Source organism: Stenotrophomonas sp. 28608_Sma (genome assembly GCF_056486185.1).
In genome coordinates, this window is record NZ_CM151308.1 from 1,043,895 (window position 1) to 1,067,802 (window position 23,908).

23 protein-coding genes and 1 tRNA gene are annotated in these 23,908 nt (G+C 64.8%); 15 read left to right on the plus strand and 9 right to left on the minus strand.

Going from position 1 to position 23,908, the window contains the following annotated elements:
• The first annotated feature begins 68 nt into the window (after positions 1 to 68).
• Both ACZLHH_RS04730 and ACZLHH_RS04735 read left to right on the plus strand, forming a co-directional pair.
• A complete protein-coding gene (locus ACZLHH_RS04730) occupies positions 69 to 1,835 on the plus strand; it encodes an ATP-dependent nuclease (RefSeq protein ID WP_080356572.1) in 1,767 nt (588 codons plus the stop codon).
• Between the two features lie 227 nt (positions 1,836 to 2,062).
• On the plus strand, positions 2,063 to 3,592 hold the full coding sequence (locus ACZLHH_RS04735) for a MobA/MobL family protein (protein ID WP_049462954.1): 1,530 nt from the start codon (positions 2,063 to 2,065) through the stop codon (positions 3,590 to 3,592).
• A 535-nt stretch (positions 3,593 to 4,127) separates the two neighbouring features.
• Here the strand turns inward: ACZLHH_RS04735 and ACZLHH_RS04740 are convergent.
• The 4 genes from ACZLHH_RS04740 to ACZLHH_RS04755 form a co-directional block, all read right to left on the minus strand.
• Positions 4,128 to 4,601 carry a hypothetical protein gene (locus tag ACZLHH_RS04740; protein WP_049462955.1) on the minus strand — a complete coding sequence of 158 codons (474 nt, stop codon included), beginning with the start codon at positions 4,599 to 4,601 and terminating at the stop codon, positions 4,128 to 4,130.
• On the minus strand, positions 4,601 to 4,888 hold the full coding sequence (locus ACZLHH_RS04745; protein WP_239684308.1) for an ECs_2282 family putative zinc-binding protein: 288 nt from the start codon (positions 4,886 to 4,888) through the stop codon (positions 4,601 to 4,603). The genes ACZLHH_RS04740 and ACZLHH_RS04745 overlap by 1 nt, the downstream gene beginning before the upstream one ends.
• A gap of 88 nt (positions 4,889 to 4,976) precedes the next feature.
• Entirely contained in the window at positions 4,977 to 6,452 is a 1,476-nt protein-coding gene (locus tag ACZLHH_RS04750) for a site-specific integrase (RefSeq protein ID WP_049462956.1), read from the minus strand.
• 84 nt (positions 6,453 to 6,536) lie between these two features.
• Positions 6,537 to 6,629: transfer RNA gene (locus ACZLHH_RS04755), tRNA-Ser, on the minus strand.
• 162 nt (positions 6,630 to 6,791) lie between these two features.
• Here ACZLHH_RS04755 and dnaX point away from each other — a divergent pair.
• The 4 genes from dnaX (at position 6,792) to ACZLHH_RS04775 (ending at position 10,322) form a co-directional block, all read left to right on the plus strand.
• The gene (gene dnaX, locus ACZLHH_RS04760; protein WP_049463517.1) at positions 6,792 to 8,828 is read left to right on the plus strand and encodes a DNA polymerase III subunit gamma/tau; all 2,037 of its coding nucleotides are present in this window, start codon (positions 6,792 to 6,794) and stop codon (positions 8,826 to 8,828) included.
• Between the two features lie 6 nt (positions 8,829 to 8,834).
• Complete coding sequence (locus tag ACZLHH_RS04765; RefSeq protein ID WP_005408298.1) at positions 8,835 to 9,155, plus strand: YbaB/EbfC family nucleoid-associated protein; 321 nt, start codon at positions 8,835 to 8,837, stop codon at positions 9,153 to 9,155.
• Positions 9,156 to 9,296: 141 nt separating this feature from the next.
• The gene (gene recR, locus ACZLHH_RS04770) at positions 9,297 to 9,896 is read left to right on the plus strand and encodes a recombination mediator RecR (protein WP_005408299.1); all 600 of its coding nucleotides are present in this window, start codon (positions 9,297 to 9,299) and stop codon (positions 9,894 to 9,896) included.
• 66 nt (positions 9,897 to 9,962) lie between these two features.
• Complete coding sequence (locus tag ACZLHH_RS04775; RefSeq protein ID WP_014646179.1) at positions 9,963 to 10,322, plus strand: histidine triad nucleotide-binding protein; 360 nt, start codon at positions 9,963 to 9,965, stop codon at positions 10,320 to 10,322.
• A 98-nt stretch (positions 10,323 to 10,420) separates the two neighbouring features.
• Here the strand turns inward: ACZLHH_RS04775 and ACZLHH_RS04780 are convergent, their stop codons facing one another.
• Genes ACZLHH_RS04780 through ACZLHH_RS04795 form a run of 4 tightly spaced genes read right to left on the minus strand, consistent with a single transcriptional unit; the run spans position 10,421 to position 14,787 of the window.
• A complete protein-coding gene (locus tag ACZLHH_RS04780; RefSeq protein ID WP_032127773.1) occupies positions 10,421 to 10,948 on the minus strand; it encodes a Slp family lipoprotein in 528 nt (175 codons plus the stop codon).
• Positions 10,945 to 12,894 carry a transglutaminase TgpA family protein gene (locus ACZLHH_RS04785; RefSeq protein ID WP_049463464.1) on the minus strand — a complete coding sequence of 650 codons (1,950 nt, stop codon included), beginning with the start codon at positions 12,892 to 12,894 and terminating at the stop codon, positions 10,945 to 10,947. The genes ACZLHH_RS04780 and ACZLHH_RS04785 overlap by 4 nt, the downstream gene beginning before the upstream one ends.
• Positions 12,887 to 13,810 (minus strand): DUF58 domain-containing protein, encoded by a 924-nt coding sequence (locus ACZLHH_RS04790; RefSeq protein WP_049463466.1) that lies wholly within the window; start codon positions 13,808 to 13,810, stop codon positions 12,887 to 12,889. The genes ACZLHH_RS04785 and ACZLHH_RS04790 overlap by 8 nt, the downstream gene beginning before the upstream one ends.
• A 23-nt stretch (positions 13,811 to 13,833) precedes the next feature.
• Positions 13,834 to 14,787 carry an AAA family ATPase gene (locus ACZLHH_RS04795; protein ID WP_049400642.1) on the minus strand — a complete coding sequence of 318 codons (954 nt, stop codon included), beginning with the start codon at positions 14,785 to 14,787 and terminating at the stop codon, positions 13,834 to 13,836.
• A 42-nt stretch (positions 14,788 to 14,829) separates the two neighbouring features.
• Here ACZLHH_RS04795 and ACZLHH_RS04800 point away from each other — a divergent pair, with 42 nt between their 5' ends.
• Positions 14,830 to 16,665, plus strand: a complete 1,836-nt coding sequence (locus tag ACZLHH_RS04800) for a glycosyltransferase family 39 protein (RefSeq protein ID WP_032127769.1) — start codon at positions 14,830 to 14,832, stop codon at positions 16,663 to 16,665.
• 98 nt (positions 16,666 to 16,763) lie between these two features.
• Here the strand turns inward: ACZLHH_RS04800 and ACZLHH_RS04805 are convergent, their stop codons facing one another.
• Positions 16,764 to 17,333: a Maf family protein gene (locus ACZLHH_RS04805; protein WP_478478756.1), complete on the minus strand. Its 570-nt coding sequence runs from the start codon at positions 17,331 to 17,333 to the stop codon at positions 16,764 to 16,766.
• Positions 17,334 to 17,446: 113 nt separating this feature from the next.
• Here ACZLHH_RS04805 and ACZLHH_RS04810 point away from each other — a divergent pair, with 113 nt between their 5' ends.
• The 8 genes from ACZLHH_RS04810 to fabF all read left to right on the plus strand — a co-directional run bounded on the left by ACZLHH_RS04810 (position 17,447) and on the right by fabF (position 23,891).
• On the plus strand, positions 17,447 to 17,956 hold the full coding sequence (locus tag ACZLHH_RS04810) for a YceD family protein (RefSeq protein ID WP_049463470.1): 510 nt from the start codon (positions 17,447 to 17,449) through the stop codon (positions 17,954 to 17,956).
• A gap of 107 nt (positions 17,957 to 18,063) precedes the next feature.
• A complete protein-coding gene (gene rpmF, locus ACZLHH_RS04815; protein ID WP_005408308.1) occupies positions 18,064 to 18,258 on the plus strand; it encodes a 50S ribosomal protein L32 in 195 nt (64 codons plus the stop codon).
• A 91-nt stretch (positions 18,259 to 18,349) separates the two neighbouring features.
• The gene (locus ACZLHH_RS04820) at positions 18,350 to 19,327 is read left to right on the plus strand and encodes a beta-ketoacyl-ACP synthase III (RefSeq protein WP_032127766.1); all 978 of its coding nucleotides are present in this window, start codon (positions 18,350 to 18,352) and stop codon (positions 19,325 to 19,327) included.
• 77 nt (positions 19,328 to 19,404) lie between these two features.
• Positions 19,405 to 20,187, plus strand: a complete 783-nt coding sequence (locus ACZLHH_RS04825; protein WP_032127765.1) for a BUD32 family EKC/KEOPS complex subunit — start codon at positions 19,405 to 19,407, stop codon at positions 20,185 to 20,187.
• 135 nt (positions 20,188 to 20,322) lie between these two features.
• On the plus strand, positions 20,323 to 21,267 hold the full coding sequence (gene fabD / locus ACZLHH_RS04830) for an ACP S-malonyltransferase (protein ID WP_032127764.1): 945 nt from the start codon (positions 20,323 to 20,325) through the stop codon (positions 21,265 to 21,267).
• 82 nt (positions 21,268 to 21,349) lie between these two features.
• Positions 21,350 to 22,093 (plus strand): 3-oxoacyl-ACP reductase FabG, encoded by a 744-nt coding sequence (gene fabG / locus ACZLHH_RS04835; protein WP_004146899.1) that lies wholly within the window; start codon positions 21,350 to 21,352, stop codon positions 22,091 to 22,093.
• A 152-nt stretch (positions 22,094 to 22,245) separates the two neighbouring features.
• Positions 22,246 to 22,485 (plus strand): acyl carrier protein, encoded by a 240-nt coding sequence (gene acpP / locus ACZLHH_RS04840; protein WP_005415509.1) that lies wholly within the window; start codon positions 22,246 to 22,248, stop codon positions 22,483 to 22,485.
• A gap of 143 nt (positions 22,486 to 22,628) precedes the next feature.
• Positions 22,629 to 23,891, plus strand: a complete 1,263-nt coding sequence (gene fabF / locus ACZLHH_RS04845; protein WP_049463472.1) for a beta-ketoacyl-ACP synthase II — start codon at positions 22,629 to 22,631, stop codon at positions 23,889 to 23,891.
• Positions 23,892 to 23,908 lie beyond the last annotated feature (17 nt).

Here is a 23,908-nt window from a genome sequence, read left to right on the forward strand (position 1 = left end):
TGGCGTTGAGCCTTCCCTCCCATGGTCGTAGTATCCGCTGAGACTAGGCCAGAGCGTTCAGGGGAATCATGAAGTTGATTTCGTTCAAGGTGGAGGAGTTTCGTTCAATCGCGACTACAGGATGGCTTCCTTTTTCGGTCGATGGCGTGACGGCTCTAGTGGGTCAAAACGAATCGGGGAAATCCGCCATTTTGGATGCGCTTCACGCGGCGTTCGGTTCTTCTGGCAACGTCAGCTCAGATGACTTTCGTCGAGGCGGTGGATTGTCTGGAGCCGCACTCCGGGTCTCATTAACAGCAGAAGAGTTGTCAGAGGTCTGCGCAGAGTTGCCAGGAGACTGCGCAGCTGCTGTGAATGACGCTCTTAAGGATCGAAGAGAGAACCTTGTTTTCATCTCGCGATTTATCCGTAGCGGGACAGGCGGTTCCAGACGTGTATTTCGACTTGAGCAAGACGTGCTGAAGCTCATTGAGGTAGCCATCACGAAGTCGATGCCGGCCGCTTCTGGGGATGACACTAAAACTGAAGCGAAAGCCTTCGTTTCATCGGGTTGCGATACCTTCATCGATAGCTTTTGGAAAAAGCTTCCTCTGTTTGTGTTGTTCAGAGAGGAAGACTCCTATCTTCCTAACACGGTCGACATAGACGAAGCGAAGAAGGAGTGGCTTGAAGGCAGCCAGCATGAGGGTGCGGATAACTTCCTGCTCAGTGCTGGGATTGAACTGGAAGACCTGCTGGTTGAGGACGATCGTGATAGAGCATCTGTGCTGTCGGCGGGTGTCCGCGTCATCAACAAGAGCCTTGCTGACTACTGGCGGCAGGTTTTGGGGCAGCGAGGCAAGATCAAGATCGAAGTTGAGTTCTCTAGGCATCCACCCACACATGCAAGGGCGGGTGCTGCCTACCTGAGGTTCTGGATATCAGAAGCAGACGGCGAGAAGTTGCATCCGTCCCAGCGCAGTAAGGGGACAAGGTGGTATGTCGCCTTCTTTCTTCACCTGACGGCCTCACAAAAGGACGGCGATCCCATTGTGTTGTTGCTTGATGAGCCCGGTGCTTACCTGCATGCGACGGCTCAAGAAGATGTGCTGCGTCTTGTCGAGAACTTGGGTAGCGACATACCTGTGCTCTACAGCACTCACAGCCCCTACCTTATTGACCATAAGCGCATTGATAGGATCCTCGCGGTTGAGCGTGATGCTGATGACGAGGACAGCAACACCATTGTGAGGAGGGGGTTGGAGCTGGCGGCATCCTCCCAGCTGACGTTGGCGCCAGTGTTGGCAGTGATGGGGACCGATCTTTCTGCTCAGCAGCTGATTCAACGGAGGGGGAACATACTTCTCGAGGAGAACAGCGCTTACTTCTACTTTTCCGCGTTCGTGCTACTGACTGGCAAAGGCCGTGGCTTGTCACTCGTGGCGTGCAACGGGGCGGATAACATCAAGGTAGTTGCCGATTTGCTCACAGCTTGGCGTCTGGAGTTCAAGGCAGCTCTCGATGATGACGAGAAGGGAAAAAGGGTCGCTAGGCACCTACGCGACAAGTGGCAGCTGGGTGCCGACGAATACAAGAAGCGTATCCTCCTCTTCAAGGGTTGCGGGGGCATTGAGGACGCTTTCTCCCCAGCCGAGTTCGAGGAGGTTGTGGCTGTCGGGAACAAGCTTGGTGCTGGTGCTACAAACGCCAAGCGGGCTGAGGCAGCGAAGCTTTCCAAGCCGATCCTTGCGCACCGCTTCTTTGTCGAAGTCGTAGAGGGGAGGCTAACGAAGGAGCAGTTCAGTGAGGATACGTTGGCCAGGTTTTCGGAATGGTTGGATTGGATGGAGCAATGACTGTCACATTAAGTCCTCTATACAGCTGCGTTGCGCTTCGGCTTGGTAACGCATTTGAAGTGCGCCAGGCCTAATAGCTCCAGGCTGATAACCTGCAGTGCAAGAGCGCACTTAGGCATCCTGACGGATGCGTGCGCCAAGGGCTTCGCCCCTGGAACCCCAAGCCTCTCCGAGGCTTGCAAAAAGCAGAAGCTGATCCATAAAGACTCCTGTTTTCAGGAGTTTTTATGGCCATCTTCCATACCGCAATCAAAGTCTTCAGCCGAGGCAAAGGCCAATCCGCAGTGGCCGCAGCCGCCTACCGGGGCGGCTTGCTGCTCTCCGATGTCATCACTGGGCAACAGCACGACTACCGCCGCAGGAGCGGCGTTGTCGAAACCTTTTGTCTCGCGCCCCCAGATGCACCGGATTGGGCGCTGGTGCCCGGCGAACTCTGGGCCGTCGCGGAGGCCGCCGAGCGCCGAAAAGACGCCACGGTAGCCCGGGAGTTCGAGCTGTCGTTGCCCCATGAGCTTTCGGACGAACAGCGGGCACACCTCGCCTTTTCCATTGCCGAGGCGTTGGTGGATCGCTACCAGTTCGCCATCCAAGCCAGCATTCACTCCCCCGGGATCCCGGACGGGCTCAACCATCACGTCCACTTGCTGGCCAGCACCAGGCGCATTGGGCCGGATGGGTTTGGCGAGAAAACTCGCGAGCTCGATGGGGGTGTGTCGGGGAAAGTGCAGGTTCAATGGGTTCGAGAAATGGTCGCTGAAACGACCAACGCCCACCTTGAAGCGGCTGGCCTAACCGTCACGATCGACCACCGCAGTTTGGCGGAGCAGGCGCGGGCAGCTTCGGACCGGGGTGACGAGCTCCAAGCGATGGCATTGTCTCGAGAGCCGACCAAGCACTTGGGCAAAGCGGCCGCCGCGCTGTCCCGAAAGGGCATGGACAGCCGGCTGGTCGCAGGCAATGACGCCATTGAAGCGGACAACGCCGAGCATCTGGACCATCTCACCATTCAAGCTGGGCGTGAGGGCAGAGCCTTCCCCATGTCGGCGTCGGTCGGTCACGGCCCAGGTGGCCGACCGTCCTCCATGCACAGCTTGGCTCCTGGGTTGGAGATTCGAGGCGTGTCCGGGATGCGGCTCCCTCAGGTCCTGGGCCGCCAGCACGACGTAACCGAAGGCCAGCGCCCCATCAGTCTCGCCGAGCGGGTGGCTCAGGCCCTGCGCGACCTCCAAGACATCGCGCGCGCCAGGGCAGACCTGTCGACCCAGTGCATCGGTGCCGGGCTTGAATGGGCACAAGCCGAACTGGCAAGGGCCGGAGAGACGGTCCCCTTGCGGCAGTGGATTGCCACGGCGGTTGTCCAGGTGCGGGCGCTGCGAGCCGCAATCCTGGGGCGCGCATTGCGATTGGTTTCTCTGGGGAGGGCGGAGCGTCTGTGGCACCTCGCTCAACACGAATGGGAGCGATTCAACTCCGACTACCCCATGGGGACCAACGGCTATTCCCGGCCCGAATGGACGCAGCGCCGGGAGCGCCGCCTGTCTGCCTTGGAGCAGCGGACCAAGGAGCTGGAGAAGGCTCGATTGCGAGGGTCGGCTGAAGCTCTGGCAGAGGTGGATGCAGACATCCTTCGCAAGGCGGAGGAGTTGGAGGGCATGCCTTCGCCGTCCCAGTTCGTTATTGAGCACCAAGCCATCCCGCCGGTTGCTGTGGACACCCCAATGCCAGTTTTGAGGCCGCGGCCGCCAACCCTCCATTGAATGAAAGAGCCCCGCAGATGCGGGGCTTTGTCTTTCAGTGGATCGTGGGTCCAGACGGCTTTCGAGGAGAGGGGGCAGGGGCCAAGCCGCGTGCCTTGCGCCATTCCTCTTGCGAAACGAAGGTAGGCGGCACCTGATCACGGCTCACGGTCGCAGCCCTCGGGGCAGGTCGCGCTCCGGTGCTGGGCACATAGGCTTGTTGCGCTTGGCCAGCAGGGGATGCGGCGAACCGGCGCATCAGCGCGGCTGCCACATCCAAGGCATGTTGGATGTCGGCTTCGCGCTCGGCGACATCTCTGGTCCCGCTCTGCGCCATGAGTGCCGGAAGAATGCGGCTGGCGATGCGAAGTTCTACGTTGGCAGGCATTGGATCTCTGAAGCTCTCATTGTGAAGGTATTCACATCGAAGCACTTCATCCAAGATTGGCAAGGGACGGAATCTGCTTTGGTTCACAGATCTGGAAGTTGCCTTCCAATGCCTAGGCAGAGGGGGGGCTCTCGAGCTTAGATTCCATCGGGCAAACGCCGACACTAGCTAGATCGTGGGGTAGACCACCTTCTCATTGTGGTCTTTGTGGTCATCGGACCAAATCAGTCGGACGGGCTGCTTGCTTTGCGTCTCGTAATGCACCGCCGCGATGAGATCGACCGACTGATGCGGCTCCATCTGCTCCAGTGGGAACTTGGAGTCTATGTCCGACTGCATGAGGCAATCCGTGCCCTCCAGAGGTTCCAGGCGCACATTTCGGGCAACGGCCTTGCCCTTGTTGAACACCTTGAGGCGATATTTGTTGCTGCCCAGCTTGTTGAACGAGGCCCCCAGGTCGGCCTTCTTTGCGTTGGTCGCCTCCACAGACTCTTTAGCCATGAGAAGCCGGTTGAGCTCTTCTTGAGTTTCGTTCAACTTCTTCTGACGCCTGTTGAACAAAAGAGTCATCACGGTCGCGACGGCGGACAACGCCAGCGCTGCCGCCGCAATCACATCGCCCGTGTCAAAGCTGATAGGCATCATTTAATCCTGAAGTTTTTGTTGCCCCGAAATGCATTCTTCAGAGTGTCATGCAGGTGCTTTTGTAGGTCCTGCGTAACCTGCTTTTTGACCTCATTGAGATGCTCCTCAATGTTCTCTGCGTTGGCCTCTTTCAGTTCATCGCGGGTCAACACTCGTTCGCAGCCTGCGCACTTCATTGGTGCTTCGCCGGAAGTCTCTTCTTCGTCGTATTCAAACTGCGTGCTCGCACATGTGGGGCAGGCCAACGTAATGGAGCGAGAGTATTTTTCGGTGTTGAACGACATCGTATGCCCCCTGTCGGTCTTGGTAGTCTCGGGTTTCCCGTCTTTTCCTATTTACCATGCTGTCCAGCATTCGCAAGCCCGGGCTTGTTCATTGTTTAAGCAGCCCTGTGAGGGCTGACAGATTGAGTCCATAGGAAAGGACGGCTAACCCCGGCGAGACGCCTTTAAGGCCTTCCAGCTTTTCCCGGACCGTGAAGCTGCGGCTGTAGGTGGCATGGTGCTCATCGTCCAGCTCATGGCCCACCAGCTGGGCCCGGAGTTCGGACACCACGCCAGCGCCTTGAAGCTCCTGAATCAGTGTTTTCCTGAGCGAGTGGAAGCCCCTTTTCGCTCCCGGCCAGTTGGCCCCGACCTGTTCAAGGTGTCGACCAAACGCTTTGGTGATCCAGTTGCCTGCCCCGTTTTTCGCGTTCGCCTTCGCGGCGGGAAAAAGCCTTGGGGCCTTGTCGGCGCGCAGGGTGTTCACCCAATCCAAGAATCCCAGCTCGATGAGGTCCGGATGCACGGGGATGGTGCGCAGGCTGACCTCGGTCTTCACTTTTTGATGTTCGCCCTCGTCAGAAATCCTAATGCAGGGCAGGCCTTCCACGGTTAACACGTCCTCCACCAGGAGCTGGCCGACCTCAGAGGCCCGGGCACCCGTGTAGAGGCCCAACAACGAGGCCCAGCGGGCGGAAAGCGCCAGCTCTTCGAACGCGGCCGGTGCGAACAGCGCTTGGACCTGGTGGCTGTCATAGGCCTTAAAGCCAAACCTCTTCCTCGCCCGCTTCTCGCGGGTGGTGTAGGTCACATGGCCTGCGGCCGGGTTGTCCCCCTTGGGATAGTGGCCGGAGGCCATGGCCCACTCGAAGAACCCGCCCTTGCCGCCGATGTAAGACTGTTTGTTGGTCAGGGTTGGGGTGGCCGCGCCCCCGTCCCGCATGTGCTGATACCACCGAGCCAAGTCGGACCGGGTGACCGAGTGGAGTTTCGCCTTGTCCCCCAAGAAGGACACCAGTGCCTCCACGGCGGTCTTCTTGATCGTGTAGGTCTTGGGCAGGCAGCCGGGTTGAATGCTGGCCAGCCACGCGTCCCGGGCCTTGCCCAGGGTAATGGTCTCCACGGCAGGCTTGGTGACCCGACGGGCCACGGGCATGGGCGGCACGCCCTCTCGAATCAGCTCACCCAGCGCACTGGGCTGGGAGGCAGAAAGCTCCATCAACTGCCGATAGAGCGTCACGTCCTCTGGGGTATCGATTTGCCAGTGCTCAGTCACCGTCCCGTCTGCGGCCTTGGTCCGGTTCAAGATCAACTGCTGTAGCGGGTCGCCATCGGTCAGGCGCCTGAGCAGCGCGTCGATGTCCTCTTCCTTGATTCCCATGCGTTGCTCCCTCAACACGTCGAAGGCTTGAGCATAGCGCGCCGCCAGTTGCAGGGCGCGCAACTGGGCCACGGCCAGCTCGGACGTGCGCAGGGTGCGCTTGAAAATGCGTCGGCCAACGAGGGCCTGGAGATCGATGGGGACCCGTTGCCGGAAAGACCAGAGCCCTGAGGGCGCGCGAACGAGGTGGTGTGGGATGCGCATCGAGAGATGTGTCCCGATTTGTGTCCCGCCGAAGGTCACCCCAGAAAAGCAAAAACCCCTGCGTAAACAGGGGTTTGCGTAATCTGGCGGAGAGAGGGGGATTCGAACCCCCGAAGCGCGGTTTAGACGCTTACACACTTTCCAGGCGTGCTCCTTCAACCACTCGGACACCTCTCCGGATCCCTGCCATCGGCAAACGCCTCAGCAGGGGCGCAGATTCTAGCGGGCCGCGCGGCACTTCACAAGCACCCCGGTCAGGAACCTGCGAAGGACGTGCCGGAGGCGAGGGGGCTGGACAGGCATGGCACAATGGAACATCCGATGGAAAACGGTGGCCTGATGTCCTATCTCGTCCTTGCCCGCAAGTGGCGTCCGAAGCGTTTTGCCGAGCTGGTGGGCCAGGAACACGTGGTCCGTGCGCTCAGCAACGCGCTGGACAGCGGCCGGGTCCACCATGCGTTCCTGTTCACCGGTACCCGCGGCGTGGGCAAGACCACCATCGCGCGCATCTTCGCCAAGTCGCTGAACTGCGAGCAGGGCACCAGCGCAGACCCATGCGGCCAGTGCGCGGCCTGCCTGGACATCGACGCTGGCCGCTACATCGACCTGCTGGAAATCGACGCCGCGTCCAACACCGGTGTGGATGACGTGCGCGAGGTGATCGAGAACGCGCAGTACATGCCCTCGCGTGGCAAGTACAAGGTCTACCTGATCGACGAAGTGCACATGCTGTCCAAGGCGGCGTTCAACGCGCTGCTGAAGACGCTGGAAGAGCCGCCGGAGCACGTGAAGTTCCTGCTGGCCACCACCGACCCGCAGAAGCTGCCGGTCACCGTGCTCAGCCGCTGCCTGCAGTTCAACCTCAAGCGCCTGGACGAGGATCAGATCCAGGGCCAGATGACCCGCATCCTGGCGGCTGAGGAAATCGAGGCCGACGGCAGCGCCATCGTGCAGCTGGCCAAGGCCGCCGACGGCAGCCTGCGTGACGGCCTGTCGCTGCTGGACCAGGCGATCGCCTACGCCGGCGGCGCGCTGCGCGAGGACGTGGTGCGCACCATGCTGGGCACGGTCGACCGCACCCAGGTGGCAGCGATGCTCGATGCGCTGGCCGAAGGCGATGGTCCGCGCCTGTTGCAGGTGGTGGCTGCGCTGGCGGAGTTCTCGCCGGACTGGAGCGGCGTACTGGAAGCGCTGGCCGAAGGCCTGCATCGCATCCAGGTGCAGCAGCTGGTACCGGGTGCCGCAGCGGCTGCCGAAGGCCTGGATGCGACGGTGTTCGCCGAACGCCTGCGTCCGGAAGTGGTGCAGCTCTGGTATCAGATGGCCTTGAACGGCCGTCGCGACCTGCCGCTGGCGCCTAGCCCGCGCGCGGGCTTTGAAATGGCTGTGCTGCGCATGCTGGCGTTCCGCCCGGCCGCGGCGGTCCCGCCGGTGCCGAAGTCGGTGGATGGTGCAGGCAATGCGCCGGGTGGCAATGCTGCCGGTGGTGGCAGCGGTACGGGTACCCACGAAGCGACACCGGCGGCTGCCGCCACTTTGGCAAGCCCGGCCGTAGTAGCGCAGGTGGCCGCTCCGGCGCAGGCCGCGCCGCGCGAAGCTGAACCCGAACCTGAGCCGGCCCCACGACCCGAACCGGACCCGACCCCGGAGCCCGAGCCGGTTCCGGTGGAAGAGCCCGTGTCACCGCCGCCGGTGAAGGCCGAAGCAGCGGCACCGGCATCCGTTGAAGCCGAAGCGGGCGACGACCCGCCGCCGTGGGCCACCGACGAAGCCGAGGCGCGTGACGAGGCGCTGGCGGCCGAGATGGCTGGGCCGGACGCTGCCATGGTGGCGCCCTGGCATGAACCGCCAGCTCCCGTCGCGGCTCCCAGCGAGCCTGCGCCGCCCGAGCGCCCGTTCCGCACTGAAGGCATTGCCATCGCGCCGGCCGAGCCGGCCCCGGCACGTGATGCCGTGCCGCAGGAAGGTGTCAGCGATCTGGCCAGCGCCGAGGATTGGCTGGATCTGGTCGCCAACAGTGGCCTGAGCGGCCCGTCGCGGCAGCTGGCCGCCAACGCTGCCTTCATCAGTTGCCAGCACGGGACCTTGAAACTGGGCCTTTCGCCCGGATTTGAATACCTGCGCTCGGAGCGCGCGCTGGCCGCCCTGGGCGAGATGCTGGAGAAGGCCCTCGACCAGGCGCCGAAGATCGTGGTCGAGACCGTGGAAACCGAACACGTTCCGGCCGAGACCCTGCACCAGCGCGCCGACCGCCAGCGTAGTGAGCGGCAGCAGGTGGCAGAGGCCGTTTTCATGGACGACCCGGAAGTGCAGGTGCTGATCCAACAGCACGGTGCCCGGGTTGTTTCCGATTCCATCCGTTCTTTTGACGAGTAAGACACCATGCGCGGAAACATCGCCCAACTGATGCAGCAGGCCCAGAAGATGCAGGAAAACCTGCAGAAGGCCCAGGAAGAAATCGCCAAGATCGAAGTGACCGGCAGCGCCGGCGGCGGCATGGTCAGCGTGACCCTGACCGGTGCCAAGGAATGCCGCAAGGTGCGCATCGACCCGTCGCTGACCAGCGACCCGGAGATGCTGGAAGACCTGATCGCCGCCGCCTTCAATGATGCGTCGAACAAGATCGATGCCGAGTCGAAGTCGAAGATGGGGTCGGCCACCGCCGGCATGCAGCTGCCGCCGGGCATGAAGCTGCCGTTCTGATTTTCAGCGTGGCATCCGTGTAACCGGGTGCCACGGATCCCGTAGAGTCGAGCTTGCTCGACTGTTCCAACCTTCAGTCGAGCATGGCTCGACTCTACAAACAGCTGTCGAGCGTGCTCGACGCCATGAAAGCATGCCGCCGTGTCCGCACCCCTGCTTGAACAATTGATCGACGCATTGCGGGTGCTGCCTGGCGTCGGCCAGAAGACTGCGCAGCGCATGGCCTATCACCTGCTCGAGCGCGAGCGCGAAGGTGGCCAGCGTCTGGCCGAGACACTGGCATTGGCGGTGGAGCGAATCGGCCACTGCGTGCAGTGCCGCGATTTCAGCGAAACCGAGCTGTGCCCGACCTGTGCCAACGGCAGCCGCGAGCGCAGCCAGCTGTGCGTGGTCGAATCGCCGGCCGACCGCCTGGCCATCGAAAACGCCACCGGTTTCCGCGGTGTCTACTTCGTGCTGCAGGGGCGGCTGTCGCCGCTCGATGGCATCGGCCCGCGCGAGCTGGGCCTGGAGCAGCTGGAGCGGCGGCTGGCCGAAGGCGAGGTGCAGGAGCTGATCATCGCCACCAGCGCCACTGTGGAGGGGGAGGCCACCGCGCATTACCTGGCGCAGCTGGCGCGCGCGCGCAAGGTGCAGCCCAGCCGCCTGGCGCAGGGCCTGCCGCTGGGCGGCGAACTGGAATACGTTGATCGTGGCACGCTGTCGCACGCGTTCGGGACGCGCAGCGAATTCCGCGATTGAGCAACGGTCGGCATGGCCGGGCGCGGGCGGCCTACAATGCGGGAGACATCCCCGCCGAGGCCGATCATGAGCAACGAAACCCTCTTCAGCAAGATCATCCGTCGCGAGATCCCGGCCACCATCGTCTACGAGGATGACGAGGTGCTGGGCTTCAAGGACATCGCACCGCAGGCGCCGGTGCACGTGCTGTTCATTCCGAAGAACGAGATCATTCCGACCCTGGATGACCTGCAGCCGTCGCAGGCGCACCTGATCGGCAAGCTGGCGCTGGCTGCCGCCGAGTACGCGCGCCGCGAGGGCTTTGCTCAGGACGGCTACCGCATCGTGATGAACTGCCGCGAGGACGCCGGGCAGACCGTGTTCCATATCCACATGCACCTGCTGGCCGGTGCGCCGCTGGGGCACTTCGGTACCCCGGGGCGTTGAAGCCCCTATCCACGCCTGGCGTGGATCTACCGTATCCCGACGAGGATGGAAAAAGCCGCCCGAGGGCGGCCTTTTCCGTCATGCCTGTGCGGTGACGATCACCACCAGCCCCAGCGACCATAGCCGCCCCAGTACGGGCCATACGGGCTCGGGCCCCACGGGCCATAGGGGTAGGGCACCACGTCGACCTGACGCTGTTCCGGCCACAGGTAGATCACATCGGCCGACAGCTTCGGCAGGCGGTAGTCGTATTCGCCGATGCGGGTGTTCTGGTAGCCGTCGATCTTGCCGATGAAGGTCACGTCACGACCGGCTTCGAACACCGCCGGGTCGTAGAAGCCGGCACGGCAGGCGATGAAACGACCGTCGCTGGCATCGGACGAAGTGGTGTTCGGGCGGCCACTGCCATTGAGCGGGCGCGAGATGATCTGGAAGCAGGTCTCGCCCTGGCCGGGCTTGGTTTCGATGATGCGACCGCCCCAACGGACCGGCGTGCCGACCTGCTGGGTAGCGACCGAATCGCGAGGGGAGACCAGGCTGAACTGTCCCTGCAGCGGCTTGGGGGCCGTGGCGCAGGCCGACAGGGCCAGCGTGGCCACAGCGGTGAGAAGGAACTTGGTGTTCATGGGGAGGCTCCGGAAGTCGGGCGATGCCTGCGCAGGTCCCGCAATAATGAAGCGAGGTCGGTGCAAGTTCCAGCGTAACGCGCATCAGCGAAACGCTGGCTGAGCGCGAGCAGGGCCGGGTCAGGACGCTGCCGGTGTACGCGCTGTGCCCAGTCCTGGGCGGTTTCGTGCGGTTCACGGGCCAGGCCGAGGCGGGCGTAGCGCCGTCCGAGCCGGTGCCAGACGCGCAGCAGCGGGTCGCGTTCGCGCTCGCCACGGGCCAGCAGCCAGGCCATCCACGCCAGCGCCAGCAGTGCGGCCACCACGAAGCCAGCGACCAGCTGCCCGGGGCCCAGATCGTCCAGCCCGAACGGCTTGAGCAGCTGTTGCTGGCGGCGCGCATCGAACGACAGCACCAGGTCGTTCCAGCCGCGGCGCAGCCAGTCGCCCAGCTGGCCCAGCTGCAGCCAACGCTGCTGCAGTGGCGTGTCCGTGCCGGCCTGCAGGCGGTCATCCAGCGTGTCCAGGATGCGTTCCGGTGCCACGGCTGCGGTCGGGTCGACCCGGACCCAGCCGCGCTGCGGCAGCCACACCTCGGCCCAGGCGTGGGCATCCATTCGCCGCACTACCCAGTAGTCGCCGATGCGGTTGCGGGTGCCGCCGGCGAAACCGGTCACCACCCGCGCCGGGACGCCGGCGTTGCGCATCAGCACCACGAAGGCCGAGCTGAAGTGTTCACAGAAGCCGGCCTTGTAGCCGAACAGGAACTCGTCGATCGGGTCGCGTCCCGCCGCAGGGGTGTCCAGCGTGTACGAGAAGTCGGTGGTGATCCACTGCAGCGCGCGGCGCACGATGGCCTCGTCATCGCTGCCAGCCTCCTGTCGCCATTGCTGCGCCAACGTGGCGGTGCGCGGGTTGAAGCCAGTTGGCAGCTGCAGCGTCTCGCGGCGCAGATAGGGCGACAGCGTGCTGTCGAAACGCAGGGGGGGGGCCGAATGCAACCGCCAGCGGCTGAGCGAGGCCAGCGGGCGTTCGCTGCTCAGGCTCATGTCCGCATCCAGCATGCTGCCTGCAGGCGCGCGGCTGGGCAGGTCCAGCGCCACCAGCTGGCGGCGGTCGGTCGGCTCGTAGTCGATCTGGTAATCCCAGCCCTGTGTACTTGCTTCAACCACCGCAGCAGGCCGCCGCGCGCTGGCGCGGTCGCGTGTCCAGCGCCGTCCATCGAAGGCTGTCAGTACAGGGCCGCGCCAGTAACGCTGCGCCGGCTCGGGTGGAGTGCCGAAGAACTGCACGCGCAGCGCCGGGCTGTCGTCGGCCATCAGGTCCAACCACTGGCCGGGCTCCATGCTGTCGGACAACCCCGGTGTACCCACGGCGCGCTCGGGAACACCCCACAGTGGTGTGGCCAGGCGCGGGAACAGCCAGAAGCAGGCCAATGCCAGCGGCAGGCCGATCGCCAACAGGCGGCCGACACCATGCAGCTGCCCGCGCAGTGGCAGGCGGCCGGCATGACCTTCATCCTGGGCCAGGCGTTGCAGCGCGATCAGTGCGCTGCCCCCGGCCAGCGCGGCCAGCGCGGTTGTCAGCGGCCCCTGGTCGAGCAGGAATGCTGCAAAGGGCGAGAACAGCGCGAAGCCGAGCAGGCTGCGGGCATCACGCAGGCTGCGCAGCTCGCTGGACTTGATCGCCAGCATCGCGGCCAGCAGTGCGCAACCGGTATCGCGCCCGGGGCGCACCATGCCCATCTGCCAGACGATGGCGCCGAGCATGCCCAGCACCAGCAGCAGGCGTACCGGCATCGGCAACACTGTCCGCCACGACAGGGCGGCGGTGATGATCGCCGCCAGCGCGATCACACCAGCCAGCAGTGGCGGCAGCTGCAGCAGCAACGGCAACAAGGCCAGCGCCGCGCTGGCCAGGGTCCAGTTGCGGGCATTGCGGTCGAGCAGGGCCGGGGTCTCAGTCATGCGGCATCAGCGCCAGCGCACGCAGGCACAGGTGATGGTGGCTGGCGCCCTGACCGGGCCCGAACGGCGGGTGTGCAGGCAGCAGCAGGGTGTAGCGGCGGCCCTCGCGCTCTGCCACATCCACCCAGCGCGCCAATCGAGCGATGCGTGCTTCATGGCCCAACGGCGCCAATGCGCGCCAGTCGAGGATCACTTCGATGCCGACCGGCTTTTCGTACTCGCGCACCAGCAGGCTGTCGCGGCGAGCCGAGTGCTTCCAGGAAATGCTGCGCGGCGCATCGCCCGCCCGGTAGGGGCGCAGCTGATGCAGTTCCTCGCCGCTGGCATGGGCGCGGGTGTGCAGCGGATCGCTGCCGCTCTCCGGCAGTGCAGGCGCCACGGCTTCGGCCAGCGGGTAGACCAGCAGCGGCTGTTCCGGCCACACCCACGACCACGCCCGCACCAGGCCCAGCGGCTGGGTGGTGGACAGTCGGATGCGCGGCAGTTCCAGCCAGCCACGGCGTTCGCTGGGAACGTCCAGTTCCACTTCGCCACGGCCGTGCGCAGGCAGCGAGGTCCAGGCGTTGCTGTCACCCAGCTGCAGATGAAGGCCGTGCCGCGCACGCGGGTCACGCAGTGAGAGGTCCACGCGCAGACGCAACGGTTGCCTGGCCGCTACCGGCTCGGCGGAGATCGCATCGATCTGCACGCCGGACAACTGGAGATGCGCGGCAATGGCACTGGCGATTGCTGCTGCCGCGAGCAGCAGGGCCAGCAACAGCGCCGGGTTGTTGTTGTAGTTCAGTGCGCCCAGCAGCATGGCCGTCAGCAGGGTGGCAACGAACAGGCCGAAGCGGGTGGGCAGCACATAGATGCGATGGCGGTCCAGCCGCCTCGGCAAGGCTTCGGGCCTGCGTGGCCGAGCCAGCAGCTGCATGCGTGCCCAGCGTGTGGCCACGCTCAGTCCACCGCGACGGTCTGCAGGATCGCGCGCGCCAGTGCCGGACCCGAACTGGATTCGGCTTCCGCCACCAGTCGGTGACCGGCCACCGCCACGAACAGGGTCTGCACGTCTTCGGGCACCACATGGCCGCGCCCCAGCAGCAGTGCATGTGCCTTGGCCGCGCGCAGCAGGGCCAGGCCCGCACGTGGCGACAGGCCCACGCGCACACCGGCATGCTGGCGGCTGCGGGTCAGCAGCGCCTGCACATAGTCGATCAGCGCGTCACTGGCATGCACCTGGTTCACCGCGTCGCGCAGCGCGCGCACCTGGGTGTCATCCAGTTTCGGTACGGCACGCGCGATCAGGTCGCGGCGATCGCTGCCGCGCAGCAGCTCGCGCTCGGCCTGCGCGCTGGGGTAACCCATCGCCAGTCGCAGCAGGAAGCGGTCCAGCTGCGAATCCGGCAGCGGGAACGTGCCGGACAGATCCACCGGGTTCTGCGTAGCGATCACGAAGAACGGGTCGGGCAGCGGATGCGTCTGTCCGTCCAGGGTGACCTGTTGCTCGGCCATCGCTTCCAGCAACGCGCTCTGCGTGCGCGGTGGTGCGCGGTTGATCTCGTCGGCCAGCAGTACGTGGGTGAACACCGGGCCGGGGTGGAACTGGAACTGACGGCTGCCGGCTTCATACACCGAGACGCCCAGCACATCGGCGGGCAACAGATCGGAGGTGAACTGCACGCGCTGGAAGCTGAGGCCGAGGCTGCTGGCCAGCGCATGCGCCAGCGTGGTCTTGCCCAGGCCGGGCAGATCTTCGATCAGCAGGTGACCGCCGGACAGCAATGCGACGAACGCCAGCCTGACTTCCGGCACCTTGCCCAGTACCAGTGCGTTCACCTGATCCTGTGCCTCCCGCAGGGCCTGACGCAATTGATCGGTTAGCATGCTGGGGTTGGGGGACGAAGCTGGCATGATCGTCTCAGATCTGGAATCCACTCGATTATCCATAGAGCAATGCAAGGCGAACAGCGCGCACGGACGATATTTCTCTGGTTATGGACGCTGGTCACAGCGGCCAAGCTGATCGTTGCCGCGCGCTTGCCGCTGTTCGTCGACGAGGCGTTCTATTGGCAGGAAGGCCAGCATCTGGCCGCGGCCTATTCGGATCTGCCCGGGTTGACCGCCTGGCTGGCCCGCCTGGGCGTGGAGCTCGGCGGTCATCACGTGCTTGCGCTGCGCCTGCCGTTCCTGGCCATCGGTGCGCTGTTGCCGCTGCTGGTGGTGCGCACGGCCACGCGCTGGTTCGGCAATGTGGCGGGTTGGCAGGCGGGCAGCCTCACGCTGTTGATGCCGTTGTCGGCGACGCTGGGCCTGCTGGCGGTACCCGACGTGCCGATGGCGCTGGCGGCGGTGATCTGCCTGCACGCCGGTGCGCGCCTGCTGCACAACGTGGATGCCTCCTCGGCGATGAAGCTGGCGCTGGGCCTGCTGATCGGTGCACTCAGCCACTACCGTTTCATCGGTGTCATCGGCGTCGGTTTCATCGCGCTGCTGGCATTGCCGCAGGGGCGGCGCATGCTGGCCGATCCGCGCGTGTGGGTCGCACTGGCGGTGGGCGTGCTGGCATGGCTGCCACTGCTGGCGTGGAATGCGGACAACCACGATGCCGGTCTGAAATTCCAGGTGGTCGAACGTCATCCCTGGGCCTTTGAATGGGGCGGGCTGTGGTTCCTGGTGATCCAGCCGATGCTGGTGACGCCGATCCTGTGCATGGCGATGTGGAAGGTGGCGCTGGCAGGAACCCGGAGCGGTGGCGGTGCGCGCGTGCAGTGGCGCTATTTCGGCCTGGTGGGCGGCGTATCCACGCTGGGCATTTTCGTGCTTGGCTTCTTCACTGACGTCGAGCGGATCAGTTTCCATTGGCCGCTGCCGGGCTACCTCGCACTGCTGGTGGCGGTGCCGGTAGTGCTCAACGGCTGGCCGCGCTGGCTGCGCCGCACCGGCTGGTGGCTGGCAGGCGCGGGCATGGTGCTGGCGTTCGGCTACTACCTGATGGCATCCACGCCGGCACTGCGCGAGCAGATGGCCGGCAGCAAGTACTACCCGCGCAATTTCGCTGGCTGGCAACCACTGGCCGTAGCGGTCCATGAAGAGCTTCGGCAGATGCCGGAAGGGACGCGCGTGCTGGCCGGCAACTTCAAGGTTGGCGCCGAGCTGGGCTTCCAGCTGGGCAATGGCAACATCGAGGTGCTGCCGCATCCGCTCAATGACAAGCATGGCCGCACCGCGCAGCTGGCACAGTGGGGCCTGCTGCATGAGGGCGAGCGCACGGCGCCGATGCTGCTGGTGCTGTCACCCAGTGACCAGCGCTATCGCGAACTGCTGGAGCGCTATCACGCCATCTGCGATCAGGTGGGGCCGATGCCTGCGCCACGCGTGGTCAGCAGTGATCACGGGTTCCAGCGCTTCCTGTTGTTCCGCCTGCCGGTGCAGCGCGCGGAAGGGCCGTGCGTGACGCCGGCGATGGCGTGGCTGGATGCGCCGTCCAATGGCGAGAAGGTGTCCGGCACGTTCGCGATCAAGGGCTGGGCGTTCAAGGATGGCGTCGGCCTGGCACGCGTCGAAGTGCTGGTCGATGGCCGTTCCATCGGTGACGCCCGCTATGGGCGTGTGTTCGACGTGCGCCCCGTGTGGCCGGACAGCACCGATCCGCAGCACCCGGCGGTGGGCTTCGACGCATCGCTGGATACCACCACGCTGGCGCCGGGCAGGCATTGGCTGGGCCTGCGCCTGTATGGCCGCGATGGCAGCGTGGAGCAATGGCAGGAGCAGCCGTTCGAGGTCCGTTGAGGCTTCTGCTTTTGTAGGGTCGAGCCATGCTCGACTGCTTTTTCCGGGCCGCCTGCCATCTACAGCAGAAGCAGTCGGGCAGGGCTCGACGCTACAGTTCAGGGCACCGCGAAACCGGCCCTGCGCAGCAGTCCGCACACCGCGATCAACGGCAGGCCGACCAGCGCGGTCGGGTCGCGGTTGTCGATGGCGTCGAACAGGCTGATGCCCAGGCCCTCGCATTTGAAGCTGCCGGCGCAGTCCACTGGCTGCTCGGTGGTCACGTAGCGGGCGATCTCGTCCGGTTCCAGTGCGCGGAAGCAGACTTCGGTCAGATCGACGGCCGTGAATGATTCTCCATCACGGCTGAGACAGGCGGCGGTGTGGAAGCGCACGGTCTGCCCGGACATCGCTGCCAGCTGCGCACAGGCGGCCTCGACCGTACCGGGTTTGCCCAGCGGCTGGCCGTTCAGGTCCGCGACCTGGTCCGAGCCGATTACCCAGGCGCCCGGATGGCGGGCAGCCACCTCGGCGGCCTTGGCCGCAGCCAGGCGCGTGGCCAGCGCCCGCGGCGCTTCGCCATTCAACGGGGTTTCATCCACCTCCGGGCGCGCGCAGTCGAAGGCAAGGCCCAATCGCTGCAGCAGCTCGCGGCGGTAGCGGGAGGTGGAGGCCAGGACCAGTGACATGCGAGAATACCGGGGCAGGGCGCGGCAGTCTGGCGTGTCCGCAGCGCCAGCGGCAAGTCCTGTATGGCGGGCATTTGACAGCCGCCGCCCCGATCCTTAGTATTCAGCGGCTTATGTCCGCGAACGTGCCCGAAACGCTGGATGCCTGGCGGATGGTTGTAGCGCGAAGGCGCTTCGACGGTCAGGTGTCCCTGGCTGAATTGACCCGCCTGCAGGGGTTGGTCGCAGATACCGACGGTGAGTGCAATTACTCGCTTGAATTCGGTCGCGACGACGTCTTGCGGGTATCCTATGTGGAACTGACCATCGACACCGCGTTGCCGCTGACGTGTCAGCGCAGCATGCAGCGATTCCTGTTGCCGGTGAAGGTGACCCAAAGGCTTGGCCTGATCCGCGACGAGGACGAGGAATCGTCCCTGCCGGAGGAGTACGAGGCGTTGCTGGTGCCGGAAGACGGCCAGCTGCGTCCGCTGGACCTGGTCGAGGACGAGTTGGTGCTGGCGGTGCCTGTGGTGCCGCTGTCGCCCGACGGTGAGGCAGTCGATCAGGACTGGGCACCGAGCGAAGAAGAAACAAAGAAGGCCAACCCGTTTGCGGCGTTGGCGGCATTGAAGAAACAATAGCAGCCGGTTGTCGTCGGCGGCTGCGGCGAAAGCGAAAAGTGTGCTGGGCGCTGGCGTCCTGTGCGACGAAACGACGAAGCAAAACGAACCGAGTTTGGAGCAATCCCATGGCTGTCCAGAAATCCCGTGTTACCCCGTCCCGCCGCGGCCAGCGCCGTTCGCATGACGCCCTGAGCGCCAAGCAGCTGTCGACCGACCCGACCACCGGCGAAGTGCATCTGCGTCACCACATCACTGCCGATGGTTTCTACCGCGGCAAGAAGGTCATCCAGACCAAGACCTCGGCCGTCGAAGAAGATTGATGTGCCGGGAAGGCCGCTGCCTCCGGGCAGCGGCCTTTGCCTTCTTTCCCGGGTGTGCCGGTGATCGGCGGCCCGCGCAACAGGAAACATGATGAGCAAGCGGATCTACTCGAGGATCGCGGGCACCGGTAGCTATTTGCCGGAAAAAGTCCTGACCAACGCCGACCTGGAAAAAATGGTCGAAACCTCGGATGAGTGGATCCAGTCGCGCACCGGCATTCGTGAGCGGCACATCGCGGCCGAAGGCGAAACCACCAGCGACCTTGGCTACAACGCCGCCCTGCGCGCGCTTGAAGCCGCAGGCATCGACGCCTCGCAGCTCGACATGATCGTGGTCGGCACGACCACCCCTGATCTCATTTTCCCGTCCACCGCGTGCCTGATCCAGGCAAAGCTCGGTGTGGCCGGGTGCCCCGCCTTCGACGTCAACGCCGCCTGCTCGGGCTTCGTGTTCGCGTTGGGCGTGGCCGACAAGTTCATCCGCTCCGGCGACTGCAGGCACGTGCTGGTGATCGGCACCGAAACGCTGACCCGCATGGTCGACTGGAACGATCGCACCACCTGCGTGCTGTTCGGCGATGGCGCCGGCGCCGTCGTGCTCAAGGCCGACGAAGACACCGGCATCCTCAGCACCCACCTGCATGCCGATGGCAGCAAGAAGGAGCTGCTGTGGAACCCGGTTGGCGTTTCGACCGGCTTCAAGGACGGCGCCAATGGCGGCGGCACCATCAACATGAAGGGCAACGACGTGTTCAAGTACGCCGTCAAGGCGCTGGACTCGGTCGTGGACGAGACTCTGGCTGCCAACGGCCTGGACAAGTCCGACCTGGATTGGCTGATTCCGCACCAGGCCAACCTGCGCATCATCGAAGCCACCGCCAAGCGCCTGGACATGTCGATGGACCAGGTCGTGGTCACCGTCGACAAGCACGGCAACACCTCGTCCGGCTCGGTGCCGCTGGCGCTGGACGCCGCCGTGCGCTCGGGCAAGGTCGAACGTGGCCAGCTGCTGCTGCTGGAAGCCTTCGGCGGCGGCTTCACGTGGGGTTCGGCTCTGCTGCGCTATTGATAGTGCAAGTTACGACAACGTGAAGCTTTGTCGTTGCGGCCCCTCTGGGGCCGTAACGCGTTTAAGGAGGACCTGTCATGGTTGAGCCCATCGTCATCGAAGGGCAACGTGCCTGGCTGAAGCAGTACGGCAAGGGAAGCCGCGCGCTGGCCCTTGGCCTGCTCAATTTTGTTGCCCGTCGTTTTCATCTGGATGCCCTGCGCCCGCCGCCGCACCGTGGCGGTGACGCCGCGCGCGAAACCGAAGCCCGTCGCCTTGCAGAACTGCAGGCGCAGGGCGTGAACGTGCCCGATGTGCTGGGCACCGGCCATGCTGCGCTGGTGATCGGCGACAACGGCAGTTCGTTCAATACCTGCCTGCGCGAAGCCGACGAGGCCGGTCGCGACCGCCTGGTGATGGCGGCCATGCTGGCCATTGCCGCAGCGCATGCGCGCGGCGCCTATTTCGGTCAGCCGTTGCCGCGCAATCTCACCTGGGATGGGGAGAAGGTCGGCTTCATCGACTTCGAGGAAGATCCGCTGGAAGTGATGGATCTGTCCGAAGCGCAGGCCCGCGACTGGCTGATGTTCGGCTATGGCGTGGCCAAGTACTACGCCGACCGCCCCGAGCACCTGCAGGCGATGATGGCCGAGGCGATGGGCGATGCGCAGGCGCCGGTGCGCGAGCACGTGCACGCGGTCACTGGCCGCCTGCGCAGCCTGGCCCGGGTCTGCATGAAGCTGGGCCGCTCGGCGCGCGCGCTGGCCCACTCCATCTTCATCGCCCATGGCGCCAGCACCGCTGGCGTGCTGATGCTGGTGGGCCTGTGCGTGGATTTCCTCGCCGACGGCGATCTGGACGTCCTGCAGCTGTTCTGCTGACTGTGCGTCCGCCGGGCCATGCCCGGCGGCGTTCCGCGGCTGGCCCACCATACGCGTGCATACGCGCACGTACAGACGACACGGCATGTTCCCCCTTATCATGGCCCGCTTCGATTGCAACAAGCGGATGACCGCGTGACCGTATCCACCCTCGCTTTTGTCTTCCCCGGCCAGGGCTCGCAGTCTGTGGGCATGGTGGCCGAGCTGGCTGAACTGCACCCGCAGGTGCGTGAAGCCTTCACCGAGGCATCCGATGGTGCCGGCGTCGACCTGTGGGCGCTGTCCCAGGGTGGCCCGGAGGAAATGCTCAACCGCACCGAATACACCCAGCCGGCCCTGCTGGCCGCAAGCATCGGCGTGTGGCGCGCCTGGAACGCCGTGGGCGGTCCGCGCCCGTCGGTGCTGGCCGGTCACAGCCTGGGCGAGTACACCGCCCTGGTTGCCGCTGGCGCGCTGAGCCTGCATGACGGTGCGCACCTGGTGCGCCTGCGCGGCCAGCTGATGCAGGAAGCCGCACCGGCCGGCGTCGGTGCCATGGCCGCCGTGCTCGGCGCCGAAGACCAGCTGGTGCTGGACGTCTGCGCCGAAGCCGCAGGCAGCCAGGTGGTGGTGCCGGCCAACTTCAATTCGCCGGGCCAGATCGTGATCGGTGGCGACGCCGACGCGGTCGACCGTGCGCTGGCGCTGCTGGCCGAGAAGGGCGTGCGCAAGGCGGTCAAGCTGGCCGTGAGCGTGCCCTCGCACACCCCGTTGATGCGCGAAGCCGCCAACCGCCTGGCCGAAGTGATGGCCGGCCTGGCCTGGCAGGCGCCGCAGCTGCCGGTGGTGCAGAACGTCGACGCCAAGGTGCATGACGGCATTGACGCGATCCGTACCGCGCTGGTCCAGCAGCTGTACCAGCCGGTGCAGTGGACCGGGTGCGTGCAGGCGCTGGCTGGCCGTGGCGTCACCCGGATCGCCGAGTGCGGCCCGGGCAAGGTGCTGACCGGTCTGGTCAAGCGTATCGACAAGGCCATCGACGGCCGTTCGCTGGCCACGCCAGGCGACTTCGAAGCCGCCCGCGAGGCATGGTCGGCCTGATCTCCCTTGTTCCTGCCGACCGTACCGGTGGCCGCTGCAAGCGGTACGGGTACGGCGGCCGTCCCAGCCTGAGGAAAACATCATGAGCAAGCCCCTGCAGGGTGAAATCGCACTGGTCACCGGCGCCAGCCGTGGCATTGGTGCCGCCATCGCCGATCTGCTGGCCGCCCAGGGCGCCACCGTCATCGGCACCGCCACCACTGAATCCGGCGCCGCCGCGATCGGTGAGCGCCTGGCCGCCCACGGTGGCCACGGCCGCGCGCTGAACGTCACCGACGCAGCTGCGCTGGACAGTGTGCTCGATGGCATCGCCAAGGAATTCGGCCCGATCTCGATCCTGGTGAACAATGCCGGCATCACCCGCGACAACCTGCTGATGCGCATGAAGGACGAGGACTGGGCGTCGATCATCGACACCAACCTGACCAGCGTGTTCCGCACCAGCAAGGCGGTGATGCGCGGCATGATGAAGGCGCGCAAGGGCCGCATCATCAACATCGCATCGGTGGTGGGCGTGACCGGCAATGCCGGCCAGGCCAACTACGCTGCCGCCAAGGCCGGCATCATCGGCTTCAGCAAGTCGCTGGCCAAGGAAATCGGTTCGCGCGGTGTCACCGTCAATGTTGTCGCACCCGGCTTCATCGACACCGACATGACCAAGGCGTTGCCGGAAGAAGCGCGTACCGCGCTGATCAACGACATCGCCCTCGAACGCCTGGGTTCGCCGGAAGACATCGCCCATGCGGTGGCCTTCCTGGCCGGCCCGGCTGCCGGTTACATCACCGGCGAAACCCTCCATGTGAACGGTGGCATGTACATGCCGTAAGCAAGGGGCGCAGGGATTGCGCCGCAAGTGGTTGATCTGCGGAGGTTTTTGCTGCGATGCAAGGCCGCGCCGGTTTCCACTACACTATCCCACGGCCATCGCCTTTGATGGCGACCACTTTTGAACCACAACTCCATCTGGAGCGAGATCCCATGAGCACCATCGAAGAACGCGTCAAGAAAATCGTCGTCGAACAGCTTGGCGTCAAGGAAGAAGAAGTCACCAACAGCGCATCGTTCGTCGATGACCTGGGCGCTGACTCGCTGGACACCGTCGAGCTGGTGATGGCCCTGGAAGAGGAATTCGAGTGCGAGATCCCGGACGAAGAAGCCGAGAAGATCAGCACCGTGCAGGCCGCCATCGACTACATCAAGGCCCACGTCAAGGCCTGATGTCAGACGGCAGTGCGCGCGCGGGCTCACGCTCGCCGCGCACCGCACCCCATGGGGCCGCTGTTGCGGCCCCGTGTGTTTGAGCATCACACCGAAGCAAACCGAGTTGCCCGTTGAAATCATCCGGGCCAGGAGAATCAGCAATGAAGCGTCGCGTCGTCGTAACCGGCCTGGGTATCGTCTCGCCGTTGGGCAATGATCTGGCCAGCAGCTGGGAAGGCATCACCCAGGGTCGTTCGGGCATCGGTCCGCTGACCAACGTTTCTGATGCCTATCTGGATCGGTTCACCACCAAGATTGCAGGTGAGGTCAAGGGATTCGACATCACCGCCGACAATGAACTGTTCGGCAAGTTCCGGGTCAGCGGCAAGGATGCCAAGAAGATGGACCCGTTCATCCATTACGGCCTCGGTGCCTCGTTCATGGCCCTGCACGACTCGGGCCTGGAAATCACCGACGCCAATGCCGAGCGCATCGGCGCCATCGTCGGCGCCGGCATCGGCGGCCTGCTCGGCATCGAAGAGCAGACCATCGAGTTCCATGAGGGCAAGAAGATCTCGCCCTTCTACGTGCCCAAGACCATCATCAACATGCTGCCGGGCCAGCTGAGCATCATCACCGGCCTGAAGGGCCCGTCGTTCTCGGCGGTGTCTGCGTGCGCAACCTCGAACCATTCGATCGGCACCGCCATGCGCATGATCCAGTACGGCGATGCCGACGTGATGGTGGTCGGTGGTGCCGAGCGTGGCTCGTCGCCGACCGCACTGGGCGGCTTCTGCGCGATGAAGGCCATGAGCACCCGCAACGACGCCCCGGAACAGGCCTCGCGCCCGTGGGACAAGGACCGTGACGGCTTCGTGCTGGGCGACGGCGCCGGCATCCTGATCCTGGAAGAGTACGAGCACGCCAAGGCACGTGGCGCGAAGATCTACTGCGAACTGGCCGGCTTCGGCGCCAGCTCCGACGCGTACCACATGACCGCACCGAGCGAGAACGGCGAAGGCGCCGCGCGCTGCATGGTCATGGCCATGAAGGACGCCGGCGTGACCCCGGAACAGGTGGGCTACCTCAACGCGCACGGCACCTCCACTCCGCTGGGCGACCTGGGCGAGACCATGGCGATGAAGACCGCCTTCGGCGACCACGCCTACAAGATGATGGTCAGCTCCACCAAGTCGATGACCGGCCACCTGCTGGGTGCCGCCGGCGGCGTGGAAGCGATCTTCTCGGTGATGGCGCTGCAGGACAACGTCATCCCGCCGACCATCAACCTGCAGCAGCCGGGTGAAGGCTGCGATCTGGACTACGTGCCCAATGAAGCACGCCAGGCCAAGGTCGACGTGGTGATGTCCAATGGCTTCGGCTTCGGCGGCACCAACGGCACGCTGATCTTCAAGCGCGTCTGACCGACGTTGTAGAGTCG

Bases quoted from the DNA above. Each gene is read 5' to 3' on its own strand.
- ACZLHH_RS04730 (WP_080356572.1), top strand. From the start codon at position 69: ATGAAGTTGATTTCGTTCAAGGTGGAGGAGTTTCGTTCAATCGCGACT.
- ACZLHH_RS04735 (WP_049462954.1), top strand. From the start codon at position 2,063: ATGGCCATCTTCCATACCGCAATCAAAGTCTTCAGCCGAGGCAAAGGC.
- ACZLHH_RS04740 (WP_049462955.1), bottom strand. From the start codon at position 4,601: ATGCCTATCAGCTTTGACACGGGCGATGTGATTGCGGCGGCAGCGCTG.
- ACZLHH_RS04745 (WP_239684308.1), bottom strand. From the start codon at position 4,888: ATGTCGTTCAACACCGAAAAATACTCTCGCTCCATTACGTTGGCCTGC.
- ACZLHH_RS04750 (WP_049462956.1), bottom strand. From the start codon at position 6,452: ATGCGCATCCCACACCACCTCGTTCGCGCGCCCTCAGGGCTCTGGTCT.
- dnaX (WP_049463517.1), top strand. From the start codon at position 6,792: ATGTCCTATCTCGTCCTTGCCCGCAAGTGGCGTCCGAAGCGTTTTGCC.
- ACZLHH_RS04765 (WP_005408298.1), top strand. From the start codon at position 8,835: ATGCGCGGAAACATCGCCCAACTGATGCAGCAGGCCCAGAAGATGCAG.
- ACZLHH_RS04775 (WP_014646179.1), top strand. From the start codon at position 9,963: ATGAGCAACGAAACCCTCTTCAGCAAGATCATCCGTCGCGAGATCCCG.
- ACZLHH_RS04780 (WP_032127773.1), bottom strand. From the start codon at position 10,948: ATGAACACCAAGTTCCTTCTCACCGCTGTGGCCACGCTGGCCCTGTCG.
- ACZLHH_RS04785 (WP_049463464.1), bottom strand. From the start codon at position 12,894: ATGACTGAGACCCCGGCCCTGCTCGACCGCAATGCCCGCAACTGGACC.
- ACZLHH_RS04790 (WP_049463466.1), bottom strand. From the start codon at position 13,810: ATGCAGCTGCTGGCTCGGCCACGCAGGCCCGAAGCCTTGCCGAGGCGG.
- ACZLHH_RS04795 (WP_049400642.1), bottom strand. From the start codon at position 14,787: ATGCCAGCTTCGTCCCCCAACCCCAGCATGCTAACCGATCAATTGCGT.
- ACZLHH_RS04800 (WP_032127769.1), top strand. From the start codon at position 14,830: ATGCAAGGCGAACAGCGCGCACGGACGATATTTCTCTGGTTATGGACG.
- ACZLHH_RS04805 (WP_478478756.1), bottom strand. From the start codon at position 17,333: ATGTCACTGGTCCTGGCCTCCACCTCCCGCTACCGCCGCGAGCTGCTG.
- ACZLHH_RS04810 (WP_049463470.1), top strand. From the start codon at position 17,447: ATGTCCGCGAACGTGCCCGAAACGCTGGATGCCTGGCGGATGGTTGTA.
- rpmF (WP_005408308.1), top strand. From the start codon at position 18,064: ATGGCTGTCCAGAAATCCCGTGTTACCCCGTCCCGCCGCGGCCAGCGC.
- ACZLHH_RS04820 (WP_032127766.1), top strand. From the start codon at position 18,350: ATGAGCAAGCGGATCTACTCGAGGATCGCGGGCACCGGTAGCTATTTG.
- ACZLHH_RS04825 (WP_032127765.1), top strand. From the start codon at position 19,405: ATGGTTGAGCCCATCGTCATCGAAGGGCAACGTGCCTGGCTGAAGCAG.
- fabG (WP_004146899.1), top strand. From the start codon at position 21,350: ATGAGCAAGCCCCTGCAGGGTGAAATCGCACTGGTCACCGGCGCCAGC.
- acpP (WP_005415509.1), top strand. From the start codon at position 22,246: ATGAGCACCATCGAAGAACGCGTCAAGAAAATCGTCGTCGAACAGCTT.
- fabF (WP_049463472.1), top strand. From the start codon at position 22,629: ATGAAGCGTCGCGTCGTCGTAACCGGCCTGGGTATCGTCTCGCCGTTG.